Here is a 13,114-nt window from a genome sequence, read left to right as displayed (position 1 = left end):
GGCCCCCCGCCGCGAAGAACGCCACCGCGCCCACCGCCGCGAAGCCGGTGAACGCCGTCCACAGCACCGCCGGCGTCACCCCGATCGTGTAGAGGATCGCCAGCAACGCCGCCACGCTGATCAGCACGCTGCCGGTGCGCCGGATGCCGATGTCCACCTCCGGCGGCAGCGCATACTTGCGCTGCAGGCGACGCACCAGCCGGCGCAGGATCGCCCGCGCCAGCAAGGCCACCGCCACGATCACCACGATCGCCAGCGCCGTCTCCAGCACCCCGGCCAGGCGGCCTTCCATGCGCGGGAACAAACTGCGGATCAGTGCGAACGATGGCATGCGGCGAGTATCCGGAAGCGACGCGTCATTCTAGCCCTTCGTCTGCGCCAGCCGTTCGGCCATCACCTCGCGCATCAGGTACTTCTGCACCTTGCCGGTGATCGTCATCGGGAATTCCTCCACGAACTCCACGTAGCGCGGCACCTTGTAGTAGGCGATGCGCGCGCGGCAGTAATCACGCACCGTCTCGGCGTCCAGTTGCGCGCCCTCGCGGCGGCGGATCCACGCGCACACTTCCTCGCCGAATTTATCGTCCGGCACCCCGAACACCTGCACGTCGGCGATGTCCGGATGCCCGTAGAGGAACTCCTCGATCTCGCGTGGATAAATGTTCTCGCCGCCGCGGATCAGCATGTCCTTCAATCGCCCCACGATGCGGCAATAGCCGTCCTCGTCCAGCGTCGCCAGGTCGCCGGTATGCATCCAGCCTTCCGCATCCAGCGCCTCGGCGGTGCGCACCGGGTCGTGCCAATAGCCGCGCATCACCGAATAACCGCGCGTCTGCAGCTCGCCGGTCTCGCCACGCGGCACCACGCGGCCCTCCTCGTCGACGATGCGCACTTCCACGTGCGGATGCACGCGGCCTACCGAATCCACGCGACGTTCCAGCGGGTCGTCCGGATTGGTCTGGAAACTCACCGGGCTGGTCTCGGTCATCCCGTAGGCGATCGTCACCTGGTCCATGTGCATGCGCGAGACCACCTGGCGCATCACCTCCACCGGGCAGGGCGAGCCGGCCATGATGCCGGTGCGCAGCGTGGACAGGTCGAATTCCGCGAACCGCGGATGCTCCAGCATCGCGATGAACATCGTCGGCACGCCATGCAGCGCCGTGCAGCGCTCGGCCTGCACGGTCTGTAGCGTGGCCAGCGCATCGAAGCCTTCGCCGGGCACCACCATGCACGCGCCGTGGGTCACGCAGGCCAGGTTGCCCAGCACCATGCCGAAACAGTGATAGAACGGCACCGGGATGCACAGGCGGTCCCGCGGCCGCAGGCGCATCTGCTCGCCGATGAAATAGCCGTTGTTGACGATGTTGCGGTGGCTCAGCGTCGCGCCCTTCGGCGAGCCGGTGGTGCCGGAGGTGAACTGGATGTTGATCGCATCGTTCGGGTGCAGCGTGTCCTGCAGTACGCGCACATGCGCCAGCGCGGCCGCGTCGCGGCACAGCGCCACGTCGTTGAAGCGCCACATGCCGGGCAGGGCGGCCTCGTCGCCGAGCAGGATTACGTGGCGCAATGCGGGCAGCCGCGCGCTGTGCAATTCGCCCGGCGTGGATTCGGCCAGTTCGGGTGCCAGTTGCGCCAGCGTGGCGGGGTAGTCGGAACTCTTGAAGCGCTGCGCCATCACCAGCGCGCGGCAACCGGACAGGTTGAGCGCGTATTCGAGTTCATGGCTGCGGTACGCCGGGTTGATGTTCACCAGTACCAGGCCGGCACGCGCGCTGGCGAACTGCATCAGCACCCATTCGGCGCGGTTGAGCGACCAGATGCCGATGCGATCGCCGGCTTCCAATCCCAGCTTCAGCATGCCGGCGGCCAGCCGCGTGACCACCGCGTCCAGCGTGGCGTAGTCGATGCGCACGCCCTGCGCCGGCACCACCAGGGCGGGGTGGTCGGGCCACCGCGCCGCGATGCGCGCCAGCAGCCCGCCGATGGTGTCTCCGAGCAAGGGGGCGTCGCCGTGGCCGATGACATGGCTGGGCGCGGGTTCGCGAATCGGCAGGGACATGGGCGCGGTGCGGGAGAGAGGGCGTCCCGACCATAAAACGCGCGCCTGCTCCTGCCAACTTCCGCGATGCGTCAGGCGGCCTGCGGCGTTCCGGGATCCAGCGGCGTGCCGGCCTGCAGGTGGCGTCGCGCGGCATCCAGGCGGGCGCGCATCCAGGCGGGCCATTCGTCGTCGCACAGCCGCCACGGCGTGGCGGTATCGGCACGCAGGCACCACTGCCAGGCGGAGGCCTGCGCCCGTAGCTCCAGCGCCCCGCCGGGCAGCGGCACCTCGCAGTGGTGGGGGCATACCAGCAGCAGCATGCCAAGCAGGGAAGGGGCCATGGTCGATCCTTCGAGGGACGCGGCGGGGGCGCGTCGGTTGCAGCTTGGATGCGGCCGATGCCCGGAAGGTTTAAAACGAAAATTCCCGCCCGGCGTTTAAACCTTTCCGCGCCCCGGCACATCCAAGCGATATGCTCGACGCCACCGTGCCCCTGACCGCCCCCGCCACCGCCATCGGCCCCGATGACGACAGCCTCGCCCGCGCCGCCGCGGCCGGGGACCGGCATGCCTATGAAGCGATCTACCGCCGGCATTCGCCGCGGCTGTATGCGGTGGTGTGGCGCCTGTGCGGCGGCCAGGCCGCGCGCGCCGACGACGTATTGCAGGACACCTTCATCCGCGCCTGGCGCGCGCTGCCGCAGTTCCGCTTCGAAAGCGCGCTGGCAACCTGGCTGCACCGGCTGGCGGTCAATACCGCGCTGATGGAGCTGCGCGCCCGCGGCAGCGAAGGCGAATCCACGGACGACGCCGTGCTGGCCGACCTGCCGGCGCGCGAGGCCTGCCCCGCGCAGCGCATCGACCTGGAACGCGCGCTGGAAACGCTGCCGCCGCGCGCCCGTGCCGTGCTGGTGCTGCACGACGTGGAAGGCTGGAAACACCATGAAATCGCCGAGGCGCTGGAGATGGCCGTCGGCAGCTCGAAAGCACAACTGCATCGCGCCCGCGGACTGCTCCGCGCGCGCATGGGAGAAGCCGCATGAACCATCCCTTCGACGACCGCGAAGACGACGCCCTGCAGGCCCGCCTGCGCGCGCTGCCGGACCAGCGCATGCCGCCGCCGGCGGTGTGGGAAGGCATCCGGGCGGCGATGGACGAGACGCCCGTGGCCGCGCCGCGTCCGGTGCTCACGATTGCCCCGGTGGCCCGCCTGCCGGCCAGCCGCCGCCGCTGGCACTTGCCGGTGAGCCTGGCCGCGGCCGCCTCGCTGGCCGCGGTGGCCTTCCTGCTGGTGCCTTCGCGGATGTCCGCGCCGGATAGCGCACCGCCGGTGCAGGTCGCGCAGGCGCCGCAGGATATTCCGCTGCTCGCGCAGGCCGATGCCTTGACGCTCGAATACCAGCGCGCCCTGGCCACGCTGCCGCGCGCGCCGGTGCCGGCCGAACTCCAGCCGGCCCTGCACACGCTGGACCAGAGCGAAGCGCAGATCCGCGACGCCCTGCGCCAGCAGCCGGAGGCCGGCTACCTGCTCGGCCAGCTGCGCCGTACCTATGACAAACGCCTCGAACTGACCCGCATGGCGGCCTTCGCCCCGCCGGCCGGCACCACCTGATACCCGACCAGACCGCACCACGATGGAGCCCAAGATGAAAGCCCTGCCGCTCACCGCCCTGTTGTTCGCCGCCGCCTGGGCCGGCCCCGCCGCCGCGCAGACCGCGGTCAACGAAAGCCACCCGCTGTCGGCCGGCGGACGCGTGGAAATCGACAACGTCGCCGGCCAGGTGCGGGTGATCGGCTGGGATCGCAACGAGGTCAGCCTCACCGGCGAACTCGGCGAAGGCCAGCGCCTGGACGTGCAGAGCAGCGCCAATCGCGTGCAGCTGCGGGTGGTCTATCCGCAGAGCCGTCGCTCGGACGGCGCCCGCCTGGAGCTGCGCGTGCCGCGTGGCGTGGACCTGCAGGCGCAGACGGTGAGCGCCGGGCTGGACGTGTCGGGCGTGGACCTGGGCCGGCTGCAGGCGCAGACGGTCTCGGGCAACCTCAGTGCGCAGGGCAAGGCGCGCGAATCGCAGTTGTCCACGGTGAGTGGCGGGCTGACCTCGCGCGTGGCGACCGAGCGCCTGCGCGCCAATACGGTGAGTGGCCGCTTGCGTGCCGAAGGCGGCCCCGGTGGCGATGTCTCGCTGCAGACGGTGAGCGGCAGCATCGGCCTGGAGGCCGGGCAGATCTCGCGGCTGCGCGCGGAAACCGTCTCCGGCGGCATGGACCTGAGCCTGGCGCGTTTCGCGCCGGGCGGCAGCATCGACCTGCAGACGGTGAGCGGCAGCATCGGCCTGCGTTTGCCGAAGGACGTGTCAGCGCAGCTGGGCGTGCAGACCTTCAGCGGCGACATCGAGAGCGATGCCGGCGAAGTGGAGCGGCCGGAGTACGGCCCGGGCCGTCACCTGGACGTGCGCCTGGGCAGTGGCAACGGCGATATCGACATCAACTCGCACTCGGGTTCGGTGCGGGTGCGGCGCGGCGGCTGAGCGCCGCCGCCGCAGGGAAGGCCAGGCGCGGAATCAGTCCGCGTCGTGGTCGTTGGCCGGACGGCCGGGACGGAAGAAGGTCGGCAGCACTTCGATGCGGCCACCGGACTTGCGGAACGCGGCCAGGTCGGCGGCGATGCGCTCGCGGTTGAGCGGCTGGGCCTTGGCGTCGCCGCGCGACACGGTGGGCTGGACCTTCTGCTTGCTGGAACGTGGCATGGAACGATTCTCCTGTGGGGCAGGGAAGCCGGCGAAACAGGCCGGCAAGGGGCGCGGCCGGGCCTTGGGGTGATGCCGGGCCGCCGGCGAAGGCCGGCAGCGGGCGCAAGGCGGGGTCACGCGAGGGGACGCCGGGGCGTCGACGGCACAGGAAGGCGCCGTAGGCCATAGGCTACGCCTCACCCTGTAGAGCTTCGTTAATCTCCACCTGAATGGGCGCCTGGCCGGTCGCGGGCGCGGCTTCAGCTACCCGACGCGGGCGCGACCTCGCCGATCCGGCCCAGATAGTCGAGCTTGCCGATCGACACCCCGCCATGGCGCAGGATCCCGTAGGCCGTGGTGATGTGGAAGAAGAAGTTCGGCAGCGCGAACTCGGTGAGGTAGCGGCCGCTGTCGAAACGCGCCTGCATCGGGCCGAACTTCAGCACGATCTCGCGCTCGGTGGCGAACGCTTCGGCCGGCACCGATTCCAGGTAGGCGAGGGTGGCGTCGATGCGCTTGTGCAGCTCGGCGAAGGTGCGCTCGTTGTCCTCCATGCGCGGCGCTTCCACGCCGGACAGGCGCTGCACGGTGAGCTTGGCGGTATCGCAGGCGCGCTGCACCTGGGCGGAGAGCGGGTACATGTCCTCGGCCAGGCGCGCGTCGATCAGCGTGGCCGGGTCATGGCCATGCGAGGCGACATGCGCCTTGCCCTTGTCGAGCAGGTGGGAGAGCTGGCGAAGGCCGTGCGCGAGCACGGGCACGGAAGCCTGGTAGTAGGACAACGACATGGCGGGCGCCCCGGGGCGGAAGGAAGCGCGCAGCATAGCCGGCCCGCCGTCGCCGCCCCGCGACGCTTTCCGCACACACTGTTGCGGGGCTCAGGCCGCCGCCAGCGCCAGGCCGCGCACCACGCCGAAGGACGGATCGCCCTGCACCAGGCGCGCGCCGGGGAAGCAGGCCATCACGCGCTCGCGCACGTAGCCGGCGCGCGACATGCCGCCGGTGAGGAAGACCACGCCGGGCGCGTGGCCGATGTCGGCCACCACCTCGCGCAGCAGCGCTTCCAGTTCGTCCAGGTACGGGCCGGCCGCGGCCACCAGCGCCGCATCGGCAATGTCCGTGCCCAGCCCGGCTTCGATGAAGTCCAGCGATTCGGCATGCCGCGGCGCATCGCTCAGCGCGATCTTGCTGCGCTCCACCGCGCGGTACAGGCGCGCGGTATTGCCCGCTTCCTGCAGGGCGCGCAGGCGCGCCTCGAACGGATCGGGCACGCCGTCATAGCGGTGCTGGCGGAAATCGCGCTGGCGCGGCAGGTCCTGCACCATCGCCGCCTCGACGTAATGGTGCGCCGGCACGCGGGTGATGCCGCGCCCGAACAGCGGCATGAAGCCGGCCAGGCTCAGTGCCAGGTCGATATCGGTACCGCCGCGCGCGATACCCCAGGCGCGATGCACCTGCGGCACGCTGTCGCCGCCGACGCTGGCGTGGGCGATATCGGTGGTGCCGCCGCCGATATCCACGATCACCGCCTCGTGGCGCTGCGCGCTGCCGGCATGGTGGTGCATGGCGGCCGCCGAGGGCTCCTCGAGGAAGTCGATGTCGTCGAAGCCGGCGTCGCGCGCCGCCTCGCCGAGGATCTCCAGCGCCTGCGCGTTGCCCGCCTCGCCGATCGAACTGCGGAAACGCACCGGCCGGCCGATCAGCGCGCGGCGGATGTTGTGGTCGAACTGGCGCGAGGCGGTCAGGCGGATGTGTTCGAGGATGTGGCTGGCGATGCCGGTGATGGTCTGGCGCGCGCGCGGGTGCAGGCTGTAGCCGAGCATCGACTTCGGGCTCTGCACCAGGTTGCCTTCGTTCTCGAGGAAATAGGCTTCCAGCGCTTCGTCGCCGTAGACCGCGTTCTGCAGCAGCGCCGCCGAACTGGCTGGCTCGCGCACCGAGTGCTCCATCCAGTCGCGGCGTACCACGCGCACGGCGTCGCGGCGCAGCGCGGCTTCCTCGCGCGGGCGGCCGGCGGCGAGCGCATCGCGGCGGCCGGCATCCACGAGCCGTTCGACCTCATGTTCCATCGCCGGGGTCAACGCGAAATCGTTGGGGTCGCGCATCACCTCGGGGAAGTACACCGTGGTGCGGAACTGCAGCGCCTCGCCGTGCGCGGCGGGAAAGCGTACCGGCGCGACTTCGCCGTCGATCACCGCGGCGGCGGCGGAGTTGCTGGTGCCGAAGTCGATGCCCAGGCGCATGGAGGAAATCCGAAAGAACGGCACGGCCACGCCGCGGGCCGCGCATTCTACCGGGACACGCCGCCCGGCGAGGGCGGCGACGTTCAGGGGCGCGGATACACCGCCGACACCGTGCAGCGGTCGCGGATGCTCAGCGGCATGCCGCCCGGCCGCGAGAACATCGGATGTTGCGAGCCGCCGGCCGCGGTCAGCGAGCGCTGCTGCACCACCAGCGCATCGCCCGCGTTGCCGCAGATGATGCCCAGGTCCATGCCGGAGACGAAGTTGATGGTGGTGGCGTTGGCCAGCGCCGGGCAGCTGCTGGCCAGTTCCACCCGGTAGTAGCGGTTGCCGCCGCTGTGTACCGGCGAGACTTCGACCACCACGCCCTGCGGGTCTTCGCTCCACGCGCGCATGTAGCGTGGCGCGAAGCAGTAGCTGGTGGTGCCGCGGAAGCCGCGTTGGCCGGGGCGCTGCTGCTTGCCGCGCACCTCCACCGTGGCCAGTGTGCGCGGGCCGTTCTGGTCGGCCAGGCGTGCGTCGCGGGCGTAGGCGGCGGCGTCGCCGGCCTGGCTGGACACGATCGGGCAATCGCGTCCCGCCCCGCGCGCAAACTCGCGGCCGCCGCCGCAGATCCAGCCCTCGCGGCCCCACAGGGAGGCTTCGCTGTCGCCTTCCAGGCCCGGGCAATCCTGCTGCAGGCCGAGGCGGTAGTAGCGCTTGTCGGTGGTGGCGACGGCCAGCGTGCGCGGATCGGGCTGGCGCATCTCGGCCACCTCGCGCGCATCCAGGCAGTTCGGTGCGGGCGGTGTGCGCGGCGGCGCGTCCTGCGCGGCGGCGGGGAGGGACATCGCGCCGGCGAGCAACGCGAAGTGCAGCATGACGAATCGACGAGTGCGCATTCCCTGGCTTCCCGGTCGTGGATGCGCCGAGTCTAACCGGGGCCGGTGACCGCGCAAGTTTCAGGCCTCGCGCGCGGCGGCCTGCTCCATCGCATCGCGCCGCGCCTGCCACACCTCCGGCGTCTGCGGCTTGACGAACAGCGCGACCAGCTCCGGGTGCGTTTGCCGCGCGGCCTGTTCGATGCGCCCGATGCACGCCTCGATCTGCGGCGTGGTGCGGCTGTCTTCGAACTCGGCGCTGAGCGCGGCCACCACCTGGTTGGGCCCCATCTGCATGGTCAGCACGCCGTTGGCCGCGCGCACGTCGGCATCGCGCGCGGCGATGGCCAGCAGCGATTCGGCCACGCGCGGATACGCCGGCTCGCCGATCAGCAGGCCTTTCGTCTCGCGCGCGAGCAGGAAGGCGGTGACGCCGAGCACGCCCGCGATGCCGATCGACGCCATGCCGTCGAGCTGCGGCATGTCGAACCACTGCGCGGCGAACAGGCCGGCGAAGGCCATCAGCAGGCCGAGCAGCGCGGCGGTGTCTTCCAGCAGCACGGTGAAGGTGCTCGGGTCCTTGCTCTGGCGGAATGCCTCGAAGTAGCCGAGCGCGCCCTTGCGCCGGCGGAACTCGCGCAGCGCCACCCACCACGAGGTGCCTTCGAAGGCGAAGGAGATGCCCAGCACCGCATAGGCCAGCCCGTGGTTGCGCGCCGGCTCCGGGTGGCGCAGGTGCTGCACGCCTTCGTACAGCGACACGCCCGCGCCCATCGCGAATACCAGCAGCGCGACGATGAAGCTCCAGAAATACAGTTCGCGCCCATAGCCGAACGGATGCGTGGGCGTGGGCGTGCGCTCGGCGCGGCGCAGGCCGTGCAGCAGCAACACTTCGTTGATGGTGTCCACCAGCGAATGCACGCCTTCGCTGAGCATCGCCGAGCTGCCGGAGATCGCGGCGGCGGCGAACTTGGCGATCGCGATGCCGAGGTTGCCGAACAGGGCGACGTAGACGACGAAACGGGAACCGTGCGAGGCGCTCACGGCGGGCTCCATGCGGGAGGGGCGAAGGGATGATCGGCAAGCGCGTGTGCCGGGGGTGTGTAAAGGCATGCCCGTGGCGGGCGGGGCCTGGGCCCCGGCGGCCATGCGCATGCTTCCCGCGGCGCGCGATCATCGTCCGTCGCCTTACAATACGGCGCTTTCCCCCGGTCTTTTCGCCATGTCCAGCGTCCCCGCCTGTCCGCAATGCTCGCTTGAAAACACCTATGCCGATGGCGCGCTGTTCGTCTGCGCCGACTGCGGCCACGAGTGGGCCGCCGGCGATGCCGCCGAAGCCGGCGTGGTGGTGCGCGACTGCAACGGCAACGTGCTCGCCGCCGGCGATACCGTCACCGTCATCAAGGACCTCAAGGTCAAGGGCGCGTCCATCCCGCTCAAGCAGGGCACGGTGATCCGCAACATCCGCCTGATCGAAGACGACGCCGAGCACATCGAAGGCCACTCGGACAAGATCAAGGACCTCGTGCTGAAGACGATCTACCTGCGCAAGGCCTGAGCCTGCGCGGCGCCGCTCAGCGCGGCGCTTCCGGCGGGTCGGAGTCGAGCACCTGCACCGGTGCGCCGGTGGTTTCCGGCAGGATCGGCTGGTCGGTCGCCACCAGCACCACGCCGGGCACCAGCAGCGGCAGCACGTCGGCGAGGAAGCCCGGCGGCACCTGCAGGCGGCCGACCGTGGCCGCTTCCAGCGCCGCGCCGGCGTCGGCCTCGCCGGGAATGCCGATGCGCATCCAGTTGGGCATGCGCTGTCCCGAGGGCAGGCCCGGGATCTCGCCCGGCAGGAAGCCCTGGCCAACGATGAAGGCCTGCGTGCCCACCGGCGTGCCGGTGGGGTCGGGCCGCAACGCGATGCGCGCCCGGCCGATCTCCACGCCGTTGCGGAACACCAGCAGCTGTTCGTCCGCCGTGCTCATCACCATCGACACCGGCCCGGTGGGCGAGAGCATCGGCTGCCAGATGTAGGCCTCGCCGTTGCCCAGCGGCAGCAGCGGGCGCTGCGCGCCGGTGAGCGGGTCGATCGGGCTCACCGCGCGCGGATGCACCACGTCCTCGGCGCTCACCCCGGCCTCGGAGACCACCACCACCATGCCCATGTTCGAGTTGTCGAACAGCAGTCGCGCGAACTCGGTGGGCAGGTGCACGCAGCCGTGCGATTCCGGGTAGCCCGGCAGGCCGCCGGCATGCAGCGCCACGCCGCCCCAGGTCAGGCGCTGCTGGTAGGGCATCGGCGCGTTGTTGTACTGGTTGGAGTGGTGGTCCTTGTCTTTCTGCAGGATGGTGAACACGCCGGTCGGCGTTTCGTAGCCCTGCTTGCCGCTGCTGATCGTGCTGACGCCGATGAGGATGCCGTTGCGGTACGCATAGGCGCGCTGTTCGGTGAGGCTGACGATCACCGCCATCGGGCCCCAACCCTTGCTCACGCCTCCCCAGATCCATTCGCCCGGCTTGAGCGATGCCGCGGGCGTCCCGGCGGGGCTGGATTGCAACGCGCCCCAGGTGGGCACGGCCAGCGCGGACGTCGTGGACAGGGCGAGCGCCAGGGAGAGGGCAAGCCGGGGCAGTGGGGGCATGGCGGATCCTTCGCGGGGGATGCGTCGATCCTAGCAAGCGACCTCTTGCTGCGTGTGCACGCCGGATTATGATTCCACCCGCGCGGCCGGGGATGGCAGCGTCCAGGGGATGAGGGAATGACGGGGAAAATCGGCGGTCATGTCGCGCGCACGCTGTGCGCGTTGTTGTGTGTGTTCGCGTTCGTGGCGCCGGCGATGGCGCGCATGCAGCTGGTCAAGCCCGGCGAGGTGCCGGTGCTGGCGCCGGACGAGGGGCTGGTGCTGATGGCGGTCGATACCAGCCAGGAGCTGGCGCGCGTCACCTTGAACAAGGATGGCCAGTATTTCGGCGCAGGCGTGATGACGCAGATCCAACCGGGGCGCAGCTATCGGCTGTACGTGGCGCCGGTGGGCGACTACGCCTGGAAGAAGGTCACCTTGGCATCGAACGCCTCGGTCTGGTACGGCTACAACCTGGAGGATTCGGACGAATACCGCTTCCATGTCGAGGCTGGCCGGATCACCTACCCGGGCGACCTGCTGATCCGTCCCCACGGCTGGTGGCGCTCGGAAAACGGCATGGTCAACCGCGCGCTGGCCGCGATGGACTGGCTGCAGGCCCAGCATCCCGGGCTGGGCAAGATTCCCTTCGCCTACTCGGGCCACTATCCCGATCCCTTCCCGGCGTTCTACCGCCAGGTGCAGGCCACGCACAGCGTGCCGGCCAGCGAGCCGGTGCTGGCCGAGCCGCCGGCGCCGGGCAAGCTGCCGGTCGCCGCCGACGTGCTGCTGCGCCCGGGCCGCCTGCGCGCGGCCTACCTCAACCCGCGCGGCGACCTGCTCGCGATGGAGACCTGGGAAGGCAAGGACAAGTGGCAGATCGAAATGGTCGACCTGGTCGACTCGACCCGCGTGGTGCTGGCCACCAGCGTCACCCCGTTCGATGACGTGCAGTGGTCCGGCAGCGACGCGCTGCTGTTTTCCGCGCAAGTGGTCGGCGGCCACCTGGAGCGCGTGCTGCGCACCTCGCGCGACGCCGGCGGCAAGCGCCGCTGGTCGGTGATCGAACTGCCCAGCGGCGGCACGGTGCTGGACGTGCTCGACGACCAGCCCGACCTGGTGCTGTACGTCAGCTACGTCCATGGCGACCCGCTGGTGCATTACCTGCCCATCGGCAGCCAGGCGCTGGTGGATGCCGACAGGCCGCGCATGCGCGAGCGCCTCAACATCGGCCTCACCGACGACGTCAACTGGATGGCCGACGGGCGCGGCCGCCTGCGCCTGGCGACGGTGAAGCGCGACGACGATTACGCGTTGATGTACCGCCAGGGCGGTGAATACACCGAGGTGATGCGCTTCGGCGACATGCAGGATTTCGAGCCGGTGGCGCTGTCCTACGAGGGCAACGAGATCTACGCCATCACCGACAAGGAACGCGGGCAGCGCGACCTGGTGGTGTACGACATCGCCAGCCGCAAGATCAGCCGGACGCTGTTCTCCAAGCCCGGCGTGGACGTGAGGTCGCCGATCTTCGGGCCGCACCGCGAAGTGGTCGGCGTGCGCTACTACCGCGACGGCCACCTGCTCAGCGAGTACTTCGGCGCCGGCGATGCGCGCCTGGCCGCTTCGATCAGCGCGGCGATGCCGGGCAGCAACGTCATCGTGGCCGACCGCAGCGTCGATGGCAGCCAGGCGGTGGTGTGGGTGGACGCCGGCGACAAGCCCGGCCAGCTGTACCACCTGGACGTGGCCAGGCATTCGATGTCGCTGGTGGCCGAGGACCGTCCGTGGCTGGAGAAGATCGACCTGGCGCCGGCGCAGGTCATCTCCTACCGCAGCCGCGATGGCCTGCCGTTGCAGGCCTTCCTCACGCTGCCGCCGGGCCAGGGCAAGCGGCCGCTGGTGGTGATGCCGCACGGCGGGCCGATCGGCGTGGCCGACAGCCTGCATTTCGATCCGGAAACCCAGTTCCTCGCCTCGCTCGGCTATGCCGTGCTGCGGGTCAACTTCCGCGGCTCCGACGGCTATGGGCGTGCGTTCCGCGAAGCCGGCAAGGCCGGGTTCGGCACGTTGATCGAGGACGACATCGATGCGGCGATCAACAAGGTCGTCGCCGAGCAACCGGTCGATGCCCAGCGCATGTGCGTGGTCGGCGCCAGCTACGGCGGCTATTCGTCGTTGGTGATGGCGATGCGCTGGCCCGAGCGCTTCCGCTGCGTGGGCTCCATCGCCGGCGTGGCCGACCGCATCCTGTTCTACACCGCCAGCGACGGCGGGCAGGAGGCCAAGAGCCGCGAGCGCCTGGAGCGGGTGCTCGGCGACCCGCGCACCGAAGCGGCGCAGATGCAGGACACCTCGCCGCTGTACCACTACGACCGGATCAAGACGCCCGTGCTGCTGGCCCATGGCCTGGAAGACCGCCGCGTGGACTACGAGCACATGCGGCGCATGCAGCGCCTGCTGGTGGCCGCGGGCAACGTGCCGGTCGGCATGACGTTCAAGGACGCCGGGCACGGCTTCGAGGAGGACGACGAGATTCGCCTGTGGACCGGCGTGGCCGGCTTCCTGCAGGCGCACCTCGACCCGCAGGCACCGACCAAGCCAGCCAGCGGCGCGCCCTGAGGGCGCGC

Annotated in this window: 13 protein-coding genes and 1 pseudogene; 5 read left to right on the top strand and 9 right to left on the bottom strand. The window is 70.4% G+C overall.

The genetic code is table 11. The annotated features are described in order from the left end of the window. The 3 genes and pseudogenes from ARC20_RS16560 to ARC20_RS16550 form a co-directional block, all read right to left on the bottom strand. A pseudogene (locus ARC20_RS16560) lies at window positions 1–331 on the bottom strand (mechanosensitive ion channel family protein); the annotation flags it as partial. Between the two features lie 30 nt (window positions 332–361). Further along, entirely contained in the window at window positions 362–2,062 is a 1,701-nt protein-coding gene (locus ARC20_RS16555) for an AMP-binding protein (RefSeq protein ID WP_057649117.1), read from the bottom strand. Window positions 2,063–2,133: 71 nt separating this feature from the next. Then, window positions 2,134–2,385: a hypothetical protein gene (locus ARC20_RS16550; protein WP_108143555.1), complete on the bottom strand. Its 252-nt coding sequence runs from the start codon at window positions 2,383–2,385 to the stop codon at window positions 2,134–2,136. 131 nt (window positions 2,386–2,516) lie between these two features. Between ARC20_RS16550 and ARC20_RS16545 the strand changes: the two genes are divergently transcribed. Genes ARC20_RS16545 through ARC20_RS16535 form a run of 3 tightly spaced genes read left to right on the top strand, consistent with a single transcriptional unit; the run spans window position 2,517 to window position 4,571 of the window. Further along, window positions 2,517–3,086: an RNA polymerase sigma factor gene (locus ARC20_RS16545; RefSeq protein WP_057649115.1), complete on the top strand. Its 570-nt coding sequence runs from the start codon at window positions 2,517–2,519 to the stop codon at window positions 3,084–3,086. Then, complete coding sequence (locus ARC20_RS16540; protein WP_057649114.1) at window positions 3,083–3,655, top strand: hypothetical protein; 573 nt, start codon at window positions 3,083–3,085, stop codon at window positions 3,653–3,655. The genes ARC20_RS16545 and ARC20_RS16540 overlap by 4 nt, the downstream gene beginning before the upstream one ends. Before the next feature lie 34 nt (window positions 3,656–3,689). Further along, the gene (locus ARC20_RS16535; RefSeq protein ID WP_057649123.1) at window positions 3,690–4,571 is read left to right on the top strand and encodes a DUF4097 family beta strand repeat-containing protein; all 882 of its coding nucleotides are present in this window, start codon (window positions 3,690–3,692) and stop codon (window positions 4,569–4,571) included. Between the two features lie 33 nt (window positions 4,572–4,604). Here ARC20_RS16535 and ARC20_RS16530 read toward each other — a convergent pair whose 3' ends face one another. The 5 genes from ARC20_RS16530 to ARC20_RS16510 form a co-directional block, all read right to left on the bottom strand. After that, the gene (locus ARC20_RS16530; protein ID WP_057649113.1) at window positions 4,605–4,790 is read right to left on the bottom strand and encodes a hypothetical protein; all 186 of its coding nucleotides are present in this window, start codon (window positions 4,788–4,790) and stop codon (window positions 4,605–4,607) included. A gap of 242 nt (window positions 4,791–5,032) precedes the next feature. Next, complete coding sequence (locus ARC20_RS16525; RefSeq protein WP_057649122.1) at window positions 5,033–5,560, bottom strand: DUF1993 domain-containing protein; 528 nt, start codon at window positions 5,558–5,560, stop codon at window positions 5,033–5,035. 90 nt (window positions 5,561–5,650) lie between these two features. Beyond that, window positions 5,651–7,015: an Hsp70 family protein gene (locus ARC20_RS16520; protein ID WP_057649112.1), complete on the bottom strand. Its 1,365-nt coding sequence runs from the start codon at window positions 7,013–7,015 to the stop codon at window positions 5,651–5,653. An 83-nt stretch (window positions 7,016–7,098) separates the two neighbouring features. Beyond that, window positions 7,099–7,896 carry a hypothetical protein gene (locus ARC20_RS16515; protein ID WP_146165876.1) on the bottom strand — a complete coding sequence of 266 codons (798 nt, stop codon included), beginning with the start codon at window positions 7,894–7,896 and terminating at the stop codon, window positions 7,099–7,101. A 60-nt stretch (window positions 7,897–7,956) separates the two neighbouring features. Then, window positions 7,957–8,931: a cation diffusion facilitator family transporter gene (locus ARC20_RS16510; protein WP_057649109.1), complete on the bottom strand. Its 975-nt coding sequence runs from the start codon at window positions 8,929–8,931 to the stop codon at window positions 7,957–7,959. A 166-nt stretch (window positions 8,932–9,097) separates the two neighbouring features. Here ARC20_RS16510 and ARC20_RS16505 point away from each other — a divergent pair, with 166 nt between their 5' ends. Continuing rightward, window positions 9,098–9,433, top strand: a complete 336-nt coding sequence (locus ARC20_RS16505; protein WP_057649106.1) for a zinc ribbon domain-containing protein YjdM — start codon at window positions 9,098–9,100, stop codon at window positions 9,431–9,433. A gap of 16 nt (window positions 9,434–9,449) precedes the next feature. Here the strand turns inward: ARC20_RS16505 and ARC20_RS16500 are convergent, their stop codons facing one another. Next, window positions 9,450–10,505, bottom strand: a complete 1,056-nt coding sequence (locus ARC20_RS16500) for a L,D-transpeptidase (protein WP_057649104.1) — start codon at window positions 10,503–10,505, stop codon at window positions 9,450–9,452. A 117-nt stretch (window positions 10,506–10,622) separates the two neighbouring features. On the opposite strand from ARC20_RS16500, the gene ARC20_RS16495 reads away from it, so the two are divergent. After that, the gene (locus ARC20_RS16495; protein ID WP_057649102.1) at window positions 10,623–13,106 is read left to right on the top strand and encodes an alpha/beta hydrolase family protein; all 2,484 of its coding nucleotides are present in this window, start codon (window positions 10,623–10,625) and stop codon (window positions 13,104–13,106) included. Window positions 13,107–13,114: the final 8 nt, after the last annotated feature.

Source organism: Stenotrophomonas panacihumi, assembly GCF_001431645.1.
Taxonomy (GTDB): Bacteria; Pseudomonadota; Gammaproteobacteria; order Xanthomonadales; family Xanthomonadaceae; genus Stenotrophomonas_A; species Stenotrophomonas_A panacihumi.
This window is presented reverse-complemented; position numbering and strand designations above follow the sequence as displayed.